This window comes from Variovorax sp. W2I14 (assembly GCF_050435205.1).
Taxonomy (GTDB): Bacteria; Pseudomonadota; Gammaproteobacteria; order Burkholderiales; family Burkholderiaceae_C; genus Variovorax; species Variovorax paradoxus_C.
Genome location: NZ_JBNDJX010000001.1, coordinates 832,727 through 851,753 on the forward strand (window position 1 = coordinate 832,727; position 19,027 = coordinate 851,753).

The 19,027-nt window shown below is 68.0% G+C and carries 17 protein-coding genes; 4 read left to right on the forward strand and 13 right to left on the reverse strand.

The window, feature by feature from the left end; all coding sequences use genetic code 11:
* Positions 1–5 precede the first annotated feature (5 nt).
* On the forward strand, positions 6–386 hold the full coding sequence (locus QF040_RS03930; RefSeq protein ID WP_307507915.1) for a YgiW/YdeI family stress tolerance OB fold protein: 381 nt from the start codon (positions 6–8) through the stop codon (positions 384–386).
* On the opposite strand, the gene QF040_RS03935 is transcribed toward QF040_RS03930, so the two are convergent.
* From QF040_RS03935 to ribD, 13 genes are all read right to left on the reverse strand, one after another.
* Positions 361–5,595, reverse strand: a complete 5,235-nt coding sequence (locus QF040_RS03935) for an AAA domain-containing protein (RefSeq protein ID WP_429609930.1) — start codon at positions 5,593–5,595, stop codon at positions 361–363. The two genes, QF040_RS03930 and QF040_RS03935, sit on opposite strands and share 26 nt — an antisense overlap.
* Positions 5,592–6,812: a SprT-like domain-containing protein gene (locus tag QF040_RS03940; protein ID WP_429609931.1), complete on the reverse strand. Its 1,221-nt coding sequence runs from the start codon at positions 6,810–6,812 to the stop codon at positions 5,592–5,594. The genes QF040_RS03935 and QF040_RS03940 overlap by 4 nt, the downstream gene beginning before the upstream one ends.
* Positions 6,813–6,885: 73 nt before the next feature.
* The gene (locus tag QF040_RS03945; protein ID WP_429609932.1) at positions 6,886–8,616 is read right to left on the reverse strand and encodes a peptidoglycan D,D-transpeptidase FtsI family protein; all 1,731 of its coding nucleotides are present in this window, start codon (positions 8,614–8,616) and stop codon (positions 6,886–6,888) included.
* A 112-nt stretch (positions 8,617–8,728) separates the two neighbouring features.
* Complete coding sequence (locus QF040_RS03950; protein ID WP_306876925.1) at positions 8,729–9,649, reverse strand: cell envelope integrity protein TolA; 921 nt, start codon at positions 9,647–9,649, stop codon at positions 8,729–8,731.
* Between the two features lie 3 nt (positions 9,650–9,652).
* Complete coding sequence (locus tag QF040_RS03955; protein WP_206178787.1) at positions 9,653–10,093, reverse strand: ExbD/TolR family protein; 441 nt, start codon at positions 10,091–10,093, stop codon at positions 9,653–9,655.
* A gap of 15 nt (positions 10,094–10,108) precedes the next feature.
* Complete coding sequence (gene tolQ, locus QF040_RS03960) at positions 10,109–10,831, reverse strand: protein TolQ (protein WP_013541940.1); 723 nt, start codon at positions 10,829–10,831, stop codon at positions 10,109–10,111.
* Positions 10,828–11,286 carry a YbgC/FadM family acyl-CoA thioesterase gene (locus QF040_RS03965; RefSeq protein WP_429609933.1) on the reverse strand — a complete coding sequence of 153 codons (459 nt, stop codon included), beginning with the start codon at positions 11,284–11,286 and terminating at the stop codon, positions 10,828–10,830. Before QF040_RS03965 ends, tolQ begins: the two co-directional genes overlap by 4 nt.
* Positions 11,287–11,347: 61 nt before the next feature.
* Complete coding sequence (locus tag QF040_RS03970; RefSeq protein ID WP_429609934.1) at positions 11,348–12,544, reverse strand: pyridoxal phosphate-dependent aminotransferase; 1,197 nt, start codon at positions 12,542–12,544, stop codon at positions 11,348–11,350.
* A gap of 88 nt (positions 12,545–12,632) precedes the next feature.
* The gene (gene nusB, locus QF040_RS03975; protein ID WP_429609935.1) at positions 12,633–13,169 is read right to left on the reverse strand and encodes a transcription antitermination factor NusB; all 537 of its coding nucleotides are present in this window, start codon (positions 13,167–13,169) and stop codon (positions 12,633–12,635) included.
* Positions 13,166–13,627, reverse strand: coding sequence for a 6,7-dimethyl-8-ribityllumazine synthase (ribH, locus tag QF040_RS03980; RefSeq protein ID WP_306876919.1), 462 nt, complete (start codon positions 13,625–13,627; stop codon positions 13,166–13,168). Before ribH ends, nusB begins: the two co-directional genes overlap by 4 nt.
* Positions 13,628–13,633: 6 nt before the next feature.
* Positions 13,634–14,791: a bifunctional 3,4-dihydroxy-2-butanone-4-phosphate synthase/GTP cyclohydrolase II gene (gene ribBA / locus QF040_RS03985; RefSeq protein ID WP_306876918.1), complete on the reverse strand. Its 1,158-nt coding sequence runs from the start codon at positions 14,789–14,791 to the stop codon at positions 13,634–13,636.
* Positions 14,788–15,453, reverse strand: coding sequence for a riboflavin synthase (locus QF040_RS03990; protein ID WP_307601113.1), 666 nt, complete (start codon positions 15,451–15,453; stop codon positions 14,788–14,790). Before QF040_RS03990 ends, ribBA begins: the two co-directional genes overlap by 4 nt.
* Before the next feature lie 42 nt (positions 15,454–15,495).
* Positions 15,496–16,623, reverse strand: coding sequence for a bifunctional diaminohydroxyphosphoribosylaminopyrimidine deaminase/5-amino-6-(5-phosphoribosylamino)uracil reductase RibD (ribD, locus tag QF040_RS03995; protein WP_429609936.1), 1,128 nt, complete (start codon positions 16,621–16,623; stop codon positions 15,496–15,498).
* Positions 16,624–16,811: 188 nt separating this feature from the next.
* Here ribD and pilV point away from each other — a divergent pair, with 188 nt between their 5' ends.
* The 3 genes from pilV to QF040_RS04010 are packed head-to-tail and all read left to right on the forward strand — an operon-like array spanning position 16,812 to position 19,019.
* Positions 16,812–17,405: a type IV pilus modification protein PilV gene (gene pilV, locus QF040_RS04000; protein ID WP_429609937.1), complete on the forward strand. Its 594-nt coding sequence runs from the start codon at positions 16,812–16,814 to the stop codon at positions 17,403–17,405.
* Positions 17,386–18,366, forward strand: coding sequence for a PilW family protein (locus QF040_RS04005; protein ID WP_429609938.1), 981 nt, complete (start codon positions 17,386–17,388; stop codon positions 18,364–18,366). The genes pilV and QF040_RS04005 overlap by 20 nt, the downstream gene beginning before the upstream one ends.
* A gap of 38 nt (positions 18,367–18,404) precedes the next feature.
* Entirely contained in the window at positions 18,405–19,019 is a 615-nt protein-coding gene (locus QF040_RS04010) for a pilus assembly PilX family protein (RefSeq protein WP_429614611.1), read from the forward strand.
* Positions 19,020–19,027 lie beyond the last annotated feature (8 nt).

Genomic DNA, 19,027 nt, shown 5'->3' on the forward strand with positions numbered 1-19,027 from the left:
TGGCCATGACCAATACCCATACCAAGACCAAAACCCTGAAGACCGCCGCGCTCGCGCTCGGCATGTCGCTGGCGATGTCGACCGCCTTCGCTCAGTACGCCGGCCCGAGCACCGTGCCGACGATGACGGTCAAGCAACTGCTGGACACCGGCAAGGACGACCAGCACGCCACGCTGCGCGGCTTCATCGTCTCGCATGACGGCGGCGAGCACTACACCTTTGCCGACGACAGCGGCCGCATGAAGGTGGAGATCGATGCCAAGCACTTCCCGGCCGGCGTGAAGATCGACGACAAGGTGCGCGTCGAGATCACGGGCGAGTTCGACAAGGACCTCGTCGGCAACAAGGCCGAGCTGGACGTCAAGCGGCTGAGCCTGGTGCGCTGATGACCTCGGCGGCGGCGGGTTCTTCCGCCGCTGCCTTCTTGCCTTTCTTCCGGAGCGCCGACTCGATCTGCTCGAGCACGGCCTCCGGCGCGTGCAGCCAGTCCTTGGCGAGCACCTGCACCACCTGCCATCCGAACGCATCGAGCACGCGCGGGCGCGAGACATAGCGCTCGAGCACGTTGCGGTTCTCGTAGTGCGTCGCGGTGTCCACGAGGATGCCCAGCGCGTAGTGCCCGGCCTCCGGCGCACGCAGCGCGAGGTCGCAGCGAAAGCGTGACTGTCCCACCTGTTCGTCGACCGCATGGCCGCGCGCACGCAGCGCGGCCGCGAGCTGCGCCGTCACCTCGTCCGCACGCGCGTGCTGCGCACCGCTGGTCCGCGTGAGCGGGTTCATGCTTTCGAGCACGCGCCGCGCCGTCGCCGAATCGCCGCGCGACAAACACTCCGCATAGCGCAGGAACTGCTTGAGCGCCGCGGCGCCTTCGTTGTGGTCGTTGGTGATCGCCTCGTGGCGGATCGTCGAGACCACGGCCATGTGATGCCGCGCGCGGCTGAAGATCACGTTGAGCCGCTTCTCGCCGCCGCGCTGGTTGATCGGGCCGAAGTTCATCAGCATGCGGCCCTCGGGGTTCGGGCCGTAGCAGATGCTCAAAATGATGATGTCGCGCTCGTCGCCCTGCACGTTCTCCAGGTTCTTGATGAAGAGGCCGCAGAACTGGTCGTCTTCCTCGCGCACGTACTCGGCTTCCAGGCGCGCGGCGAAGTCGGTGTCGATGGCGCCCAGCGCATCGAGTTCGGCTTCGATCTCGGTCTGCTGCGCCTCGGAGAACGCGACGATGCCCAGGCTGCGCCCGGTCTCGCGTTTCAGCAGCTCGCGCACCAGCTGCGCGATGTGGCGCGCCTCGCCGTCGTTGATGCGGTTCTCGTACACCGCATCGGTCACGCGGTGAAAGCTGATGGCGCGAGAGAGCAGGGCGTCTACATTCGCGGCGACTGATTCTTCGGTCGGCGTGCGCGACTGCACGAGGATCTCGTCGCGCGCGTCCGAAGGCAGGCTCCGGTCCGGAATGGTGAAGAGGTTGCCCGCATAGAAGGCCGCGTTCGAAAAACCGATCAGCGACTCGTAGCGGCTGCGGTAGTGCCAGGCGAGCAGCGTGGCCGGCAGGTTGCGCGCGCCCTGGTTCAAAAGGCTGTCGGCATCGAGCACCACGGCGATGCGGTCACCTTCGTCTTCGACCGAGACGGTGTCGTCCTCGGGGTCGCGGCCCGAGGAGAAGAAGCTCGTCGGCGGCAACTGCATCTCGTCGCCCACCACGATGATCTGCGGCGCGCGGTAGAGCGCGGGCACGGCTTCTTCCACCGGGATCTGGCTCGCCTCGTCGAAGATCACCACGTCGAAGAGGTCGGCCGCGAGCGGCAGCGTGTCGGACACCGAGAGCGGGCTCATGAGCCAGATCGGCTTCATGTCGCGCACCACCTGGCCGGTCTCGCCCGAGGCGAGTTCGCGGATCGCCTTGTAGCGCATGGTCTTGCCGAACTCGTGCTCGAGCTCGCGCCGGCCCGCGTTGTAGCTCTTCTTGAAGAGCTTGCCGCCGGCGTCGAGCTGGCTCGCGGGGAGGGCGCTGGTGCGCACGTGCTCCCGAAAGCGCTGGCGCACCGCGGCGGCGAGCGTGCGGGCATTGCGATCGAGCAGCTTGCGCTCTCCCTCGGCCAGGCGCTGCGCATGGCGCGCGAGCGCGGCGCTGTCGAAGCGCGGCAGCCAGCGCTCGGTGCGGTAGACGCGCTCCAGGCCTTCGCGCGCGACGGCGTATTCGATGGCGTCGGGTGCAAGCGTCAGCGTGCGCAGGGCCTTGGCCAAGGCAGGGTCGGCATCGGCCAGTTCCTGCAGGTGCGGCAGCACGGTCGGCAGGGTGTCGGCCTGTTCGCGCAGCGTGCGGGCAAGTGCTTCGAGGGAAGCCAGCGGTTGTGCGGCCGGGTCGTCGAGCAGGTCGTGCCACAGGGCATCGAGCGCGTCGGTGCGTTCGCCGAGGGCGGCCAGCCGTTCGACGTTGCGGCTCGCGCCGGGTTCGGTGCGCAGGTGCGCGTGGAAGGCCGCGCGCACGCCGGTGCCCGTCGCATCGCCGCGGCGCAGGGCGTCGAGTTGCTGCACGAAGTCGTCAGGGTCGGTGCAGCCGTAGGTGGCTTCGATCTCCGCGGTTTGCTTGCCGACCGCCGCGCGGGCCGTGTGCTCGGCCAGCAGTTCTTCGAGCACCTGGCTCGGCTGCGGGCGGACGGCGTGCTTGGCGAAGTCGTAGCGGCGCTTGAGTTCGCCCGACAGCCGCCACCACGACGGCTGGAGCCAGCGCAGCAAGGAGCTTTGCTGCACCTTGGCCTGGGCGAGGCCGGCTTCGGTGTCGCTCGGCGAGAACTTGTCTTTCCAATGGCTGGTGCGTGCTGCGGCTTCGTTCAGGACTTGCTGCAGCGCGCGGCGCTGCGCCATCGCCTCGCCGAACGCGAGGCTCGTCGGGTGCGCGGTGTCGAGCAGCGAGAGATGCCCGCGCGCGGCGAGCGCGGCCACGCGGCGAGCATCGGCCACCACGGCCAGCGCGTCGCCCCAGAGCGTGGGCGCATCGCCCAGGGGCGGCCAAGCGTCGGTCAACGCATCCCGATGCGGACCGGTCTGTTCCGCCGCGCGGTCGCTGAGCTCGACCAATCGTGCAAGCGGCCGCTCCTGCCGCAGCAACACGGGCGCGAGTTGCGCGAACGCATGCGCCGACAGATACGGCACGCCCAGGCTTTCGGTGACCGCGAGGTGAAGGCGCGCAACCAGGTCCTCATGTTTTCGCCAGGCAGCGAAAGCGGGCAGGGCCTCGGCCTGCAACGGTGTCAAAGCGGGATCGTGCGGCTTGAGCGCGATCAGCCGCGCCATCAGCGTGCGCACCGCCACGGCCAAATGCTCGGGCACTTCGCGCATCGCGGCGTCGAAGCGTTCCAACGCCTTCAGGTCGGCATCCATCGTGTCGACGAGTTGCGTGCGCTCGCGGGTTTCGGCGTCCAGTTCCTCGGGCGCCGCGAGCCAATGCTCGTAGGTCTTCTTGAGGTTCTGCACGAAGGCCTTCTTGTCGCCCTGCGAGTCGTGGATCATGCAGCACAGCTCGTCCAGCCCCTGCTGCCGCAGCCGGTGGAACACCACGTCGATGGCCGCCCGCTTCTCGCAGACGAACAGCACGCGCTGCCCGCGTCCCACGTAGTCGGCGATGAGGTTGGTGATGGTCTGCGACTTCCCTGTGCCGGGCGGCCCCTGGATGATGTAGCTGGTGCCGGTGCGCGCGAGCGCCACGGCGGCGGTCTGCGTGGCATCGGCTTGCACCACGGGCCACTGGTCGGCGAGCGGCAGGGCGGCGGGCGTTTCGGCATCGACCTGGCGCGGCTGCAGCGAGAACACGCGGTCGAAGGCATCGCTCGCGATTTCCGATTCGCTCAGTGCCGAGTAGTCGCGCACCAGCGACATCTTGCGGTGGTTGAAGTTGCCGAGCGTCACCGAGGTGAGGTCGACATCCCACTGGTAGGGATTGCCGGTGCTTTCATGCAGCGAGTAAGTCTGCTGTTCGGTCTGCGCCGTGGTGGACGCCATCTGCGGCGCGCGCGGCATGGGCCGCGCGCCGACCGCATCGCGCAGCGTCAGCGGAACCGGCCGCACCTTGGCGTGATAGAGCTGCAGGCCGAGCGGACGGAAGTCGTCCTTCGCATAGCTGAAGTCCTGCGCCGCCACCGGCTGCGTGCCGGGGTTGCGCACGCGGGTGCGCCGCTTGAACTGTTCGAGCCGCTGGCGGGCGCGCTGGTGGATCAATTCGATCTCGGGCTGCTTCACGAGCCGCAGCTGCACGCCGGGCTCGGTCGCCGCGATCTGCGCAGACAGCTGGGCGTGGAACTGCTCGATGGTGGTTTCGCGCAGGTCGATGCTCTCGGGCAGCACGATGCCGTAGAGCTGGCGCAGGTGGTGCCTGAGCGTCGGATTCACCTGCGCCTCGCTAGCTGCGGCTTCGAGCAGGTACTGGTCCTTCACGCCCTTCTTGCGGGTGAGCTCGACCGACAGCATGAGGAGCGGCGAGGCGATGCGCTCGGCCCGCTCGGCTTCCCCTTCCTTCAGGTTGTGCCAGCGCAGGAACACGATCACCAGCGAGAGCTGCGAGAAGCCGTATTCGGAGCGGTCGCGCCGCGCCTCCTGCAGGATGCGGTCGAGTGCGCCCGGCAGGTAGGGTTGGTCTTCGAAGCGCAGCCAGCGCGCGAGCGGCACCGGGTCGCAGGTGGCGATGTCGCTCGCGAAGCGGCCGTCCCACACGCAGAGCTGGTCGACGCGGATGTTCTTGATGTCGACCACCAGCGGCACGCTCGCCACCGTGAGGTTCACATGCGTCTGGCTCGGCTTGAAATGCAGCAGGCGGTTGCGGCGCGAGAGATCGAAGAGGCGATCGCGCAGGTGCACGCGGATCGCCTGGCGGCGCTGGCCTGCACCGTCTTTCGCGGGTGCGATGCGGTCGAGGCCGAGATCCAGCGGTTGGTCGCGGTAGGTCTCGAGCCGGCGGATCACCGAGGGCAGGTCGCGCGCGCGTTCGTGGCGATCGAGTGCGGTCATCTCGCCGATCACCGCGCCCACCACCGGATGCAGCCGGCGGTTGAGGGCGAAGAGGTTGGCGCGGTTCGCGACGAAGCGGCCGAGTTCCTCGCTGTCGGTGAAGTCGAGGCCGCACGAAAGGCTGGCGAGCACCTGGCCGAGGCAGAGGATGTCGGTCAGCGCGTCGTGATGTGCGAATCGCAATTCCCACGCGGTGTAGCCGGGCAGATAGACGGGGCGCGTGGGCAGCGCGTCGGGCGCGGCATCGGCCATGAGCGCGAGGTTCTCGACCGAGACACCTTCGTCGGCATCGAGCGTCACGCGGTGTTCGCCGACCACGCGCAGCACGGAGGCGGCGGGCGCTTCCAGCGGTGCGATGGCTGCGCGGTTCTGGCGCGGCTCGGCGCCTTCGGGCTGGGCGAGGACGAGGGCGGGTGTGTCGTCAACGCGATAGGCGAAGGCGCTGCCGAGCGCGGCGACCTTGCCTTGCTCATGCAATGCGGACACCTCGCGCAGCAGCGGCAGCACGAGGCTGAGCACATCGTCGGTCTGCAGGCCGCCGTGGGTGTCGGCGGTGTCGAGCAGTTGAAGCAGGGGAGCGACGGTAGCGTTCATGCGGAGGCGGCTTGCAGGTGTTGAGCTGCTGCCTTTTCGAGCAGCGTGGCGGCATCGCGCTTCACGCGCGTGAGGCTGCGCTTGGGAAAACGCATGTCCTTCACCACGCGCTCTTCGAGTTGCGTGGCGCAACCCATCGCTTCGGCGAGGCCGAGTGCGGCGGCGAGCGTGATGTCGTCCAGGTCGGGGTCGGCGGCGACGAAATCGACCAGCACGCTGGCGAGGTAGTCGTGCACGCCGGCCGGCACTGGTGCGGGTGGCGGCAAGGGCGCCGAGGGCGGTGCGAAGTTCGGAAAGAAGCGGCGCGCATGCGCCAGCAGCGAATCGGATTGCAGGAAGGGCCGCTGCAGCAACTGGGCGATGGTTTCCCGCGTCAGCGCATCGGTGCGCTGCTGCCCGAGCAGGTCGAGCGTGGCGATATCCAGCGGGCCTTCGAGCGCGCCGGCCAGCCATTCGTCGGCCCCGGGCTGGCGCTCGGTCCACAGCCGCAGTGCCCGCGCCCGCACGAACACCTCGGGGTGGCTGGTGCCGCGGGTCTGGATCTCGGGCGCGGCGCAGATTTCGTCGGCCTGCCGCAGATAGCTCGCTGCGTTCACCTGGTTCAGGCCCGTCTGAACCTTGACCAGCGCGGTCACAGCGGGTTCGAGCGCCTCGCAGGCGATGCAGGCGCCGCGGTCGGCAAAGGCCTCGGTGTAGAGGCCGTAGCGCCGTGCCGCATGCAGGTGGCTCGCGTCGGCACGGGAATCGGCGGCCGCAGCCTGCAGGATGCGGTCGACCACGTGGTACTTGCCGCCGTCGCGCTCCCACAGCAGGTAGTGCGCGAGTTCATGGCCGAGCACGGCCTGCAGCTCGGCGCCCTGCAGTCGCTCCATGAGCGGCCCCGAGAGCACGATGTGCGCCTCGCCCGGCAGAAAGAAGAGCGTGGCATTCATCGTGCCGTCGCCCGCCTGGTAGAGCGCCACGCGCGCCGTGATGCCCAGGCGCTGCACAGCCGCGTTGCAATGCGCATGCAGCTCGGGGTGGGCATCGGCATCGAGCCGGTACGAATTGCGCAGCAGGTCGGCGCGCACGGCTGCGGCGTGCTCCTCGCGCGCCTCGGCGGAGGCGGCCCAGCGCCAGACTTCGGGCTCGTTCGCCTGCAAGTGGGCGGCCAGGGCCTGCTGGTAGGGGAGCGGGGTCAGGTCTTCGAGGCGAACGGCAGGAGGGAAATCGACCATGTCAGGAGCGCCGGCAATGAGGTGCCGACGATCCTAAACGAGCGAGGTGAACCAGCGCGCCATCAATGCGCCATCAGTGCGCCATGGAGGCCACCGGCAGGTCGGGCAGCACGTTCAGGATGCGCAGCGTCTGCTGCACCACCTGGCTGAACACCGGCGCCGCGACCAGCCCGCCGAAGTACTTGCCCGCGCCGGGCTCGTCGATCATCACCGCGACGATGATGCGGGGCTTGTCGATCGGCGACATGCCGGTGTACCAGGCGCGGTACTTGTTGCTCGCATAGCCCTTGCCCACCTGCTTGTGCGCGGTGCCGGTCTTGCCGCCGACCGAATAGCCCTCGGTCTGCGCGAGCGGGGCGGTGCCGCCGGGCGCGGCGGCCATGTGCATCATCTTGCGCACCTCGCTCGCGACCTGCGGCGAGAAAACCTGCACGCCGGGCGGCTCGGTGTTCGTGCTTTTCAAAAGGCCCACCGGGATGACTTCGCCGTTGTGCGCAAAGGCCGTGTACGCGTGCGCGATCTGGAACAGCGATGCCGAGAGCCCGTAGCCATACGACATGGTGGCCTGCTCGATCGGCCGCCACGACTTCCAGGGCCGCAGGCGCCCGGTCACCGCGCCGGGGAAGGGCGTCTGCGGCTTCTGGCCGAGGCCGAGCGCGGTGAACGAGTTCCACATTTCCTGCGCCGACATGCGCTGCGAGATCTTGGTGGCGCCCACGTTGCTGGATTTCTGGATCACGCCCTGCACCGTGAGCACGCCGAAGTTCTCGTCGTCGTGGATCGTCGCGCCCGTGACGGTGATGCGGCCGGGGTTTGTGTCGATGATGGTCTGCGGCGTCACGCGCCCGAGCTGCAGCGCGGTGGCGATGGTGATCGGCTTCATCGTCGAGCCCGGCTCGAACACGTCGGTCATCGCGCGGTTGCGAAGCTGTTCGCCGGTGAGGTTGTGGCGGTCGTTCGGGTCGTAGCTCGGGTAGTTGGCCATGGCGAGCAGCTCACCCGTTTCCGCATCGACCACCACCACGCTGCCGGCACGGGCCTTGTTGGCGACCACTGCGTCGCGGATCTTCTCGTAGGCGACGAACTGCACGCGGTCGTCGATGCTCAACTGGATGTCGTGGCCGTCGGTCGGCGGCACCTGGTCCTCGGTGTCCTCCACGATGTGGCCCAGGCGGTCCTTGATGACGTGGCGCGAGCCCGCCTTGCCGGCCAGCTCGCTGTTGAAGGCCAGCTCGACGCCTTCCTGCCCCGTGTCCTCGACGTTGGTGAAGCCCGCCAGATGCGCGGCAGCCTCGCCCTCGGGGTATTGGCGCCGGTAGTCGCGGCGCAGGTAGATGCCCTTGATGCCGAGTTCGGCGATCTGCTTGCCGACGGCGGTATCGACCTGGCGCTTGATCCAGACGAAGCTCTTGTCTTCGTCCTCCAGCTTCTTGTCGAACTCCTTCTGTTGCATGCCGAGCAGCTTGGCCGCCTGCTTCAACTTGGCCTGCACGGCGGGATCGTCGCGCTCGATGTCCTCGGGAATGGCCCAGATGCTGGGCGCCGGAATGTCGGAGGCGAGGATCAGCCCGTTGCGGTCGAGGATGCGCCCGCGGTTCGCGGGCAGCTCCAGCGTGCGCTGGTAGCGCACCTCGCCCTGGTGCTGGAAGAAGTCGTGGTTGAAGACCTGGATGTAGGCGGCCCGGCCGGCCAGCAGCACGAAGCCGAAGGCGATGCTGGCCACGATGAACTTGCTGCGCCAGACGGGGGTGGGACTGGCGAGCAGCGGACTGCTCCCGTAGCGGATGCGACCGGTGGATTTCATCTTGCGCTCTTGTGCGGGCACGGAGCCCGGCTGTTGTTGTGCGCGGGTAGACAGCGTGGCAACAACGGAGTTCCGGGCGGCCTTGCGAAAGGCCGTCCGGAACTGGCGCGAATCAGCGCTTGGGCCGGAGCGAGACGATCAGCGACGGGAAGATGCGCCCGTCGGTGTCGCGCGGCAGCTTGTCGGTCTTGCGCAGGCCGCGCTCGGCCGCTTCGTCCCAGGCGGGCAGGCCGCTGGAACGCGTGAGCTTCACGCCGACGATGGTGCCGTCGGGCGCGAGGTTCACCTCGAACTCGGCCGCCGGGTTGCCGTTCACCGTGTCGGCATCGGGGAAGGTGATGTTCGGGCGCACGGCGGCGGCGATGCGTCCGGCATAGCCGCTCGACGGACCCGAAGACCGCAGGGCCGTGCCCTTCGAGTCGTCGGCGCCGCTCGCGCCCGCCAGGCCCTGCATGCGCTTGAGCGTGGCGGCGCGGTCGGCGGCGGCCTGTTTCGCGGCGGCCTCGGCCTTCTTGGCTTCGGCCTGCTTGGCTTCGGCTTCCTGCTGCTTCTTCTGCTCGGCGAGCTTTTGCTGCTGTTCTTTCTTGCGCTGGGCGTCGTCTTCGGCGCGCTGCTTGGCTTCGAGCTCTTTCTTCTTTTGCTGTTGTTGCTGCTGCTCGAGCTCGCGCTCTTTCTGTTCCTTCTGCTCCTTGAGCTTCTTCTCGCGCTCCAGGGCAATGTCGGGGGCCTTCGGCGCGGGTGCGGGCTCGGGCGCCTTGGCTGCCGGAGGCGGTGGTGGCGTGGGAGCGGGCGGAGGCGGGGCGGGCGCGGGTGTCGGCGCCTCCGGTGCGGACAGGCGCGGCGCGGCCTGCTGCACGGTGGAGGACCACAGCTCCGCATCGACAGCGCCTTCGTCGGCATCGCTGCGCCAGCGCACGCCCCACGTCAGCGCGGCAATCAGCAGCGCATGCGCGATGAGGGCGAGCACGACGGCGCGCGGCGTGCCGCGCTGCGGCGGCGGCGCGAACTCGGGGCGATCCAGTGCGAGCGACATGCCTTATTTGCCGCCCGTGGTCGTGACCGACAGGCCCACGCGCTCGATGCCGCTGCGCTTGAGCTGGTTCATCGCCTTCACGACGGTTTCGTACTTCACCGACTTGTCGGCGCTGATGACCACCGGCCGCTGGGCGTCGCCGCCCTGCGCCTGCTTGGCGGCAGCGCCGATCTGGGTCATGGGGATGGACGTGCTGCCCGTGTTGCCGGTGGACGGGTCCTTCTTGATCTGCACTTCGTCGTCGCTCTTGATGACGATCTCGATGGGCTTGTCGGGCTGCTTGTTGGCGCGGTCGACCGAGGGCAGGTTGATCACGCTCGGCGTGATGAGCGGCGCTGTGACCATGAAGATGATCAGCAGCACCAGCATCACGTCGATGAACGGGACCATGTTGATCTCGTTGATCGTCCGGCGGCCGCGGCCCCGGGATGAAACGGCGGGCATGCGCTCGAACTCCGCTCAGCGGTTGGCCGGAGCCACCGTGGTTGCAGCGGCGGCCGCGCCCGGGTTGGCCGAGAGGTTGCGCTGCAGGATGTTGGAGAACTCCTCGATGTAGGTCTCCAAGGCGATGGCGATCTTGTCGATCTCGCGGGCGAAGCGGTTGTAGCCGACCACCGCGGGAATCGCGGCGAAGAGGCCGATGGCGGTGGCCACCAGCGCTTCGGCAATGCCGGGCGCCACGGTGGCGAGCGTCACCTGCGTGAGGGCGGCCAGGCCGGTGAAGGCATGCATGATCCCCCAGACCGTGCCGAAGAGGCCGACATACGGCGACACCGAACCGACGGTGGCCAGGAACGAGAGGTTCTGCTCGGCCGCATCGAGTTCGCGCTGGAAGCTCGCACGCATCGCGCGGCGGGCGCCGTCCAGCAGCGTGGCCGGGTCGCTCACATGGCGTTCGCGCAGTTTTTGGTATTCGCGCATGCCCGAGGCGAAGATGCGCTCCATCGGTCCCGCGAACTTGGCGTTCTGGGCGGCCGAGGCAAACAGCTCGTTGAGGCTGGTGCCCGACCAGAACTCGCGCTCGAAGTCGTCGTTCAGCGCGCGCATGCGCCGCAGCGCGAAGTACTTGCGGATGATCGCGGCCCAGCTGGCAATCGAGACGATCACGAGCAGCAGCACGACCATTTGCACCACGAAGCTGGCGTGGAGCAGGAGGTTGATGATGGATAGATCTTGGTTCATGGCTTGAAAGGTTGAGTCATGGAGCCGCCGCAGCGCTCGAGGGTTCCCGAAACCCGGGAAGGGATGCGTGCGGGACGCAAAGTGGCGGCATTCACCCACCCGATACGGATCGTGCCTTCGCACAGCAAGACCGGTGCCGCGGCGCCGATTCTCTGTTGCTCTGTTTTTGATAGCACTTGCTGTCCGATTATCAATGAGGCAGTGCCCAATTGTTGAAGATCGGCTGTGACCAGCAGTTCGTCGTCGAGCCGGGAGGGCCGATGGTATTTGAGCTGCGTTTCGCTCACCACGAACTGGCCGCCGGTTTCTTCCTTGAGCTTGCGCTGCTCGACGCCCAGGGAGCGCAGCCACTCGGTGCGCCCGCGCTCCATGAACTTCAGGTAGTTGGCATAGAACACGATGCCGCCGGCGTCGGTGTCTTCCCAGTAGACGCGGATCGGAAACGCGTAGCTCATCGGCATGCCTCCGTGCTTTGCACTGCGGCGCGAGCTTGCTTGGGGCGGCCCTGCGCTGCGCTCATTGCGCCCGGTTCTCGGCCATTGCGCGCAGACGCTCGACGGCTTCCTTCAGGTGTTCCATCGAGCTCGCGGTGGAGAAGCGCACGAACTTCGCCGTTTCTGCCGTGCCGAAATCGCGGCCGGGCGTCACGGCGACGTGGGCGCGCTTCATGGTCTCGAAGGCGAAATCCCAGCTGCCCGAGATGCCGAGCTTCTCGGCAAAGCTGGTGCAGTCGGCCCAGGCGTAGAAGGCGCCATCGGGCACCACGGGCACGTTCAGGCCCAGGGCGTCGAGTTGCGGAATGAACCAGTCGCGGCGCGCCTTGAACTCGGCGCGGCGGCGTTCGTACTCGGCGATGCTCGCGTCCTCGAAGCAGGCGAGCGCCGCGTACTGCGACACCGTGCTCGCGCAGATGAAGAGGTTCTGCGCGAGGCGCTCGACCACCGGCACCAGCACTTCGGGCACCACCAGCCAGCCCAGACGCCAGCCGGTCATGTTGAAGTACTTGCTGAAGCTGTTGATGCTGATGACGTTGTCGTCGATGGCCAGCGCGGTCTGCCCGAAGGTATCGTCGTAGGAGAGGCCCAGGTAGATCTCGTCGATCAGCGTGATGCCGCCGCGGTCGGACACGACCTTGTGGATGCGGCGCAGCTCGTCGGGCGCGATCGAGGTGCCGGTCGGGTTGGAGGGCGAGGCGAGCAGCACGCCGCGCGTCTTGTCCGTCCAGGCGGCCTCGACCTTGGCGGCGGTGAGCTGGAAGCGCTCTTCGGCCGTGGTCGGGATGAGCACCGCCTTGCCGTCCGCCGCACTCACGAAGTGGCGGTTGCAGGGGTAGCTCGGATCGGGCAGCAGGATCTCGTCGCCCGATTCGATCAGCGCGAGGCATGCGAGCTGCAATGCAGCCGAGGCGCCGGCCGTCACCACGATGCGGCGGGCGGGCACGTCGACGTTGAAACGCTCGCGGTACCAGCCGCTGATGCGTTCGCGCAGGTGGTCGAGGCCAGTCGCCTGCGTGTACTGCGTGGCGCCGGCGCGCACGGCGCGAAGAGCCGCTTCTTGCACCAGCGGCGGCGCGGTGAAATCGGGCTCGCCGATGTTCAGGAAGATCATCGGCCGGTCCGTGTGGGCCACTTCGCGCGCCAGTGCGCCGGCGGCCTTCGCCACCTCCATCACATAGAAGGGCTCGATGCGCTCCGCGCGCGTCGAAATTTTCATGGCTCCCCCAGGCTGCGGCGCTGCGCGCCTTCGCCTTCCCCCTCGCAAGCGAGGGGGCGAGCGCCTTCGGGCGGCCGTGCGGCGCTCCTCATGCCTTCGCCTTGCCGGAAGCGCGATCCGCTTCCACTTCGAGCGGGCGCAGCTGCGGCGCCAGGCCGTTGAGCACCGCGTTCACGTACTTGTGGCCGTCGGTGCCGCCGAATTCCTTGGCGAGCTCGATGCACTCGTTGAGCACCACGCGCCACGGCACGTCAGGGCAGTTCTGAAACTCGTACACGCCGATCCACATCACGGCGTGCTCGATCGGCGAGATTTCCTCGAACTTGCGGTCGAGCAGCGGGCGGATCAGCGCGTCGAGCTGCTCGGCGCCTTCGATCGAGCCGTGCAACAGCGCGTCGTAGTGCGCCGCATCGGCCTTGTGAAAGCCGGCGAGGTCGCGCGTGAAATGGTCGATGTCGGTCGGGTCGTTGCGGCCCACCAGATGCTGGTAGAGCGCCTGCAGCGCGAACTCGCGTGCGCGGCTGCGGTTGGACTTGGCCGAAGCCTTGCGCGCGCCGGTGCTGGTGAGGCCCGTGCGCGACTGGCGGGGCTTGGCGCCGCCTGCCTTGGTGGTGTCTTCGGTCATGAAAGGGTGGCCAGCAGTTGCGCCATCTCGACGGCGACCTGGGCTGCGTCGCGGCCCTTGTCGGTCTGCCGTGCGACGGCCTGCGCTAGGTTTTCGGTGGTGAGGATCGCGTTGGCGATGGGAAGGCGGTAATCGAGCGCGATGCGGCTCACGCTCGCGCCCGATTCGTTGGCCACCAGTTCGAAGTGGTAGGTCTCGCCGCGGATGATGCAGCCCAGCGCGACGAGCGCGTGGTAGCCGCCGCGCTCGGCCAGCGCCTGCAGCGCCACGGGCACTTCGAGGGCGCCGGGCACCTTCACATGATGGATGTCGGACGCAGCCACGCCCAGCGATTCGAGTTCGGCGAGGCAGGCCGCAGCCAGCGCGTCGGTGATGTCGGCGTTGAAGCGCGCCTGCACGATGCCGATGCGCAGGCCCTTGCCGTTGAGCGTCGTCTCGCCCTTGTTTGAACCTTGCATGGTCGTTCAGTCTTTCGTGAGATAGCCGGCAATTTCCAGGCCGTAGCCCGCTGCCATGCTCGGCATGCGACGCGGCGTGCCCAGCAGGTTCATCTTGTGCACGCCGCATTCGCGCAGGATCTGCGCGCCGATGCCGTAGCTGCGCAGGTCCATGCGGCCGCGCTCGGGGGCTTGCGCGGGACGCGCGGTGCCGTCGAACTGCGCGAGCAGCTCGCCGGCGGTTTCGCCGCAGTTCAAGAGCACGGCCACGCCCTTGCCCTCGGTCGCGATGTGCGAGAGGCTGGCGTCCAGGCTCCAGGAGTGCAGGGAGCGGTTGATTTCGAGTGCGTCCAGCACCGAGAGCGGCTCGTGCACCCGCACCGATACCGTGTCTTCGGGCGCCCACTTGCCACGCACCAGCGCCAGGTGGACGCCGCGGCTGGGCTTGTCGATGAAGGCGTGGGCGGTGAAGGCGCCCCAGGCGGTTTGAATCTCGCGGCAGCCGACCTTCTCGACCAGCGATTCGACGCGGCTGCGGTGCTCGATGAGCGCGGCGATGGTGCCGATCTTGAGGCCGTGCTCGGCCGCGAAGATCTGCAGGTCGGGCAGGCGGGCCATGGTGCCGTCTTCGTTCATCACCTCGCAGATCACCGAGGCGGGCGAGCAGCCGGCCATGGCGGCCAGGTCGCAGCCGGCTTCGGTATGGCCGGCGCGCATCAGCACGCCGCCGTCCACCGCCTGCAGCGGGAAGATGTGGCCGGGCTGCACGAGGTCAGCGGCCACGGCATTCGGCGCCACCGCAGCCTGCACGGTGCGGGCGCGGTCGGCGGCCGAGATGCCGGTGGTGACGCCCTCGGCGGCTTCGATGGAAACAGTGAAGGCCGTCGAATGCTTGGCGCCGTTGCGCTGCACCATCGGCGGGAGCTGCAGCCGCTCGCACATTTCGCGCGAGAGCGTGAGGCAGATCAGGCCGCGTGCATGGCGGGCCATGAAGTTGATGGATTCGGGCGTGATGTGGTCGGCCGCGATGACGATGTCGCCTTCGTTCTCCCGGTCTTCCTCGTCCACAAGGATCACCATGCGGCCGGCAGCCAGCTCGGCGACGATCTCCTCGACCGATGAAATGGGGGCTGGCGCGCGCGCGGCGCTCGGGGCGGCGCCGATGGGCGTGACGGAGGCATTCATTCGGCGGTGTCCTTGGAATACGTGGAAGCCTGGGGGACCAGGACGCCCGCCTGGAGCATGCGCTCCACGTAGCGCGCCACGGTATCGATTTCTAGATTGACCTTCGAGCCGGCCTTCAAGCCGCCGAGGGAGGTGTTGTCCACCGTGTGCGGGATCAGGTTGATGCTGACCTCGGCGCCGTCTTCGATGTCCTTGACGCTGTTGACGGTGAGGCTCACGCCGTTGATGGTGATCGAGCCCTTGTAGGCAAGAAAGCGGGCGAGGGCGGGCGGTGCGACCACGCGCAGCTCCCAGCTCTCGCCGACCGGCTCGAAGAAGCTCACCGTGCCGATGCCGTCCACATGGCCCGAGACGATGTGGCCGCCGAGGCGATCGCTCGCGCGCAGGGCTTTTTCGAGGTTGATGCGGCTGCCCTCGTCGGTGAGGCCGGCGGTCTTGTCGAGGGATTCAGCGGAAATGTCGATGGTGAACAGTTGCTGCTCGGGAACGAGCGTGGTGACGGTCATGCAGGCGCCGTTCAGCGCGATGCTGTCGCCCAGCCCGACGTCGTCGAGATAGCCGTCAGGCACCGCAATGCTGAGTCTTTTGCCGTAGGAGGAGGAGGTGCCGAGGTCGTGGATGGCGGCGATGCGCCCCACGCCGGTGATGATTCCGGTGAACATTCGCACATTTTCGCAGAGAACGAAGGCCGTTCGGGCCGAACGCTAGAACCTGTCCCTTCCCGTCACCCGCGCCACGATGCGAAGGTCCGGCCCGAACATGTCCACGAACTTGAATTCCAGGGGGAGAACGCCCGCCAGTGAGGTGAGCGGACCGCCTGCATGGAGGTGGCTTGCGATGTCTAGGCCGGTGCCGATCAGCTTGGGCGCGAGGTAGACCAGCAGTTCGTCGACGCAGCCCTCCCGGATGAGCGATCCATTGAGCTTGTGTCCCGACTCGACGTGCAGCTCGTTGACGCCGCGCGCTGCCAGGTCTTTCAACATCGCCTGCAGATCGACCTTGCCGTCGGCATTGGCAAGGCAAGTAACCGTGGCGCCGCTGGCTTCCAGCGCGGCAGCCTTGGCTTCGTCCCGTGCGGCCGCGTAGATCCACACCGGGCGGCCTGCTATGAATATGTGAGCGTCTGGCGGTGTCTGGAGGCGACTGTCAACCACGACCAGATGCGGCTGGCGCGGTGTCTCGACCAGACGTACATCAAGGCGCGGGTTGTCTTCGAGCACCGTGCCAACACCGGTCAGCACAGCGCTCGCGCGGGCGCGCCAAGCGTGGCCGTCCGCACGCGCGGGCTCGGAGGTGATCCATTGGCTCACGCCGTTTTCGAGGCCCGTCTTGCCGTCCAGCGAAGCAGCCACCTTGAGCCGCACCCAGGGCGTCTTGCGCACCATGCGGCTGAAGAAGCCGATGTTGAGTTCGCGCGACTCGTCGGCGCCGGGGCCGACTTCGACCTCGACGCCTGCCGCACGCAGCCGCTCGAAGCCCTGGCCTGCGACCAGCGGATTCGGATCGGCCAGCGACGCCACAACCCGCCCGATGCCCGCCGCAATCAGCGCATCGCAGCAAGGCCCGGTGCGGCCGTGGTGGGAACAGGGCTCCAGCGTGACGTAGGCCGTCGCGCCTTCGACCGAGTGGCCTTGCGCCGCCGCATCGCGCAACGCCATCACCTCGGCATGCGGACCGCCGGCCTTCTGCGTATGCCCCTGGCCCAGCACGCGCCCCTCGGCGTCGCACAGCACGCAGCCGACGCGCGGGTTCGGATCGGTCAGCAGCAAGGCGTCGGACGCCAGGCGCAGGGCTGTCGCGATGTGCTGCGCGTCTTGTTCGTGTGAAGGCATGGGAATGAAAGAGACGGTGCGGTGCGGGACGGGGAAAAATTTAACACCGGTGCCGTTCGATCATACGAGCGGCATACCGATGCGGATGAACGGTGCGCGCCCTGCCGCAAGCGGCCCCTACGCTCGAAGTTCGATGGCGGGAATAAAGAAGCAACACAAGTTGCAGCAGATCAGGGAGGACATCGAACATGGCTTCAACGAAGCATCGGGCCGCGGGCTTTTCGCTCGTGGAGATATTGGTATCCATCGTCGTGCTGAGCCTGGGGCTGCTCGGCACGATCGGCATGCTGCTGGCGTCGGTGCGTGCGAGCAACGAGTCGGCAACCTTCACGGCAGCGCTCAATCTGGCGCGCGATCTGTCGGAGAAGGCGCGGATGAACAAGGGCATCGCCGCGCGCAACGATGCGGGCAATGCCTATCTTGTCGAAGACTGGCGAGAGGGCGGCGCTTCGGAAGCCGCGTCAACCGGCGCGGCCTGCGTGGGAGGCGGCGCGGTTTGCAGCACGGCGGACCTCGCGGCATGGGACATGAACGAGTGGCAGCGCCGTATCGCGAAGGCGCTGCCCGATGCGCGCGCCAGCGTGTGCTTCGACGAGGCGCCCTGGAACGCGGCAGCCGATGAGTACACCTGGACATGCAGCAAGACCGGCCGCACCGTGGTCGTGAAGCTCGGCTGGACGCCTCGCGCCGGCCTCGGTGCGAAGGCGGATTCATCGTCGGCGCCGCGCCTGGTGATGCAACTGGTCGCAGGGCAGGCACGTGATGGCCAAGAGGGTTCCTGAGTTCGTCGGCCGCGTGCGCGAACGCGGCGTGACGCTGGTCGAACTGCTGGTTGCGACGGCCGTTGCGCTGATCGTCGTGCTCGCGGCCACGGTCGCCTTTGTCGCCAGCCAGCGGTTGTTCACGGCCGATGCCGATGCGCAGGCGGTGGAGGAGTCGCTGAGGTTCGCGGGTTTCGTCGTCCGGAGCGTTGCGCGGCAGGCGGGCTATTCCGACCACGCGCGCGATGCCAGGGAATCCCAGGGTTCCGAAGGCGCGACGGGCAGCACGGGCACCACGGCGTCGTCAAGCGATCCCGCCGACCTCGACATCGTGGGCGCAAGCGACACCCGCGTCAGCGGCGTCGGCGACAGCCACGGCGCGCACGGCACGCGCGGCATCAACGCAAGCGATTCGCTGCGGGTCCGCTTTTTTGGCCGCAGTCGTGCCGATGGCGACGGCACCGAGCCCGACGGCACCATGATCGACTGCATGGGTTTCGCGCAGCCCGGTCCGGCGGTTGACGTACCCGTGTCCGCGGACCGCGCCTGGAGTTTTTTCTATGTCGCCGAAGCCACGGACAAGGAACCCGAGCTTTACTGCAAATACCGCAGCGCCAGAGGCGGGGCGTTCAGGGCGCAGCCCCTGGCGCGCGGCATCGAGGTGTTCAAGGTCGTCTATGGTCACGACGCAGACGGCAACGGTGTTCCCGAGCAGTGGCTGAACGCCGCGCAGCTCGAAGCCATGGCCGCCTCCGGGGACAAGGTCGCCGACGAATGGCGCAAGGTGGTTGGCCTTCGCATCGGCATGGTGGCGCGCAGTGCGCACGGCCGGGGCGAGCGCCAGGAAGCGGAAGAGGTGCTCTATCCGCTGGGCACCGATTTCTCCGAGCTGAGCTTCAGGCCCGCGGCCGATGGCCGGCTGCGGCGCGTGGCGACCTTCACGGTCATGCTGCGCAATGCGTTGAGGGCGCCGGCGTCGTGAGCCCGCGCCGTCTTTCGCCGCCGTAGCGGGGCTTCTCGCTGATCGTCGTGCTGCTGCTTCTCGTCGTGGCCACCTTGCTGGGCGTCGGCGCGGCGCAGGTCTCGTTGGTCAGCGAGCGCAGCGCCCGCAACGACCGCGATGCCGAGGTGGCATTCCAGGCCGCCGAGGCTGCTCTTGTCGATGCTGAAACCGATGTGCTCGGGCCCAACGAGAACGCACGGCAGCGCCTCTGCCTTTTCAATCGCTCCGATGCGACAGCCTTCGTCGCGGGGTGCGGTGCCGACGGCGAACAGCAGGGGCTGTGCGCGCCCGCCGAGCCGGGCGCCGATCCGGCGTGGGTGAGCGTCGATCTTTCGGCCGGGAGCGGCAAGTCGGTCGCCTACGGCACCTTCACCGGCCAGACCTATTTCAGCGGCGACGCCGCCACCGGCAGCCACGCCGGTGCGCTGCCGGCCCGCGCACCGCGCTACATCGTGGAAGCCGTTCGCAGCCGCGGCAACTGGCAGGGCAATGTGCTGCAGAGCGCGAGTGCCCAGGACGCCAGCTACATCTTTCGCGTCACGGCCGTCGGCTACGGCATGCGCGAAGAGACACAGGTCGTTCTGCAGACCACCTTGTACAAACCGCCGGCCAGCCTTGGCTGCCCTTCCTGAGAACGGGA

What these genes read in the sequence shown, in the direction of transcription:
- QF040_RS03945 (WP_429609932.1), bottom strand. Translation starts at nt 8,616, where the DNA reads ATGAAATCCACCGGTCGCATCCGCTACGGGAGCAGTCCGCTGCTCGCC.
- nusB (WP_429609935.1), bottom strand. Translation starts at nt 13,169, where the DNA reads ATGACCGAAGACACCACCAAGGCAGGCGGCGCCAAGCCCCGCCAGTCG.
- QF040_RS03965 (WP_429609933.1), bottom strand. Translation starts at nt 11,286, where the DNA reads ATGAGCTACGCGTTTCCGATCCGCGTCTACTGGGAAGACACCGACGCC.
- QF040_RS04005 (WP_429609938.1), top strand. Translation starts at nt 17,386, where the DNA reads ATGGCCAAGAGGGTTCCTGAGTTCGTCGGCCGCGTGCGCGAACGCGGC.
- QF040_RS03935 (WP_429609930.1), bottom strand. Translation starts at nt 5,595, where the DNA reads ATGAACGCTACCGTCGCTCCCCTGCTTCAACTGCTCGACACCGCCGAC.
- tolQ (WP_013541940.1), bottom strand. Translation starts at nt 10,831, where the DNA reads ATGAACCAAGATCTATCCATCATCAACCTCCTGCTCCACGCCAGCTTC.
- QF040_RS03950 (WP_306876925.1), bottom strand. Translation starts at nt 9,649, where the DNA reads ATGTCGCTCGCACTGGATCGCCCCGAGTTCGCGCCGCCGCCGCAGCGC.
- QF040_RS03955 (WP_206178787.1), bottom strand. Translation starts at nt 10,093, where the DNA reads ATGCCCGCCGTTTCATCCCGGGGCCGCGGCCGCCGGACGATCAACGAG.
- pilV (WP_429609937.1), top strand. Translation starts at nt 16,812, where the DNA reads ATGGCTTCAACGAAGCATCGGGCCGCGGGCTTTTCGCTCGTGGAGATA.
- QF040_RS03930 (WP_307507915.1), top strand. Translation starts at nt 6, where the DNA reads ATGACCAATACCCATACCAAGACCAAAACCCTGAAGACCGCCGCGCTC.
- QF040_RS03940 (WP_429609931.1), bottom strand. Translation starts at nt 6,812, where the DNA reads ATGGTCGATTTCCCTCCTGCCGTTCGCCTCGAAGACCTGACCCCGCTC.
- QF040_RS03990 (WP_307601113.1), bottom strand. Translation starts at nt 15,453, where the DNA reads ATGTTCACCGGAATCATCACCGGCGTGGGGCGCATCGCCGCCATCCAC.
- ribBA (WP_306876918.1), bottom strand. Translation starts at nt 14,791, where the DNA reads ATGAATGCCTCCGTCACGCCCATCGGCGCCGCCCCGAGCGCCGCGCGC.
- QF040_RS03970 (WP_429609934.1), bottom strand. Translation starts at nt 12,544, where the DNA reads ATGAAAATTTCGACGCGCGCGGAGCGCATCGAGCCCTTCTATGTGATG.
- ribD (WP_429609936.1), bottom strand. Translation starts at nt 16,623, where the DNA reads ATGCCTTCACACGAACAAGACGCGCAGCACATCGCGACAGCCCTGCGC.
- ribH (WP_306876919.1), bottom strand. Translation starts at nt 13,627, where the DNA reads ATGCAAGGTTCAAACAAGGGCGAGACGACGCTCAACGGCAAGGGCCTG.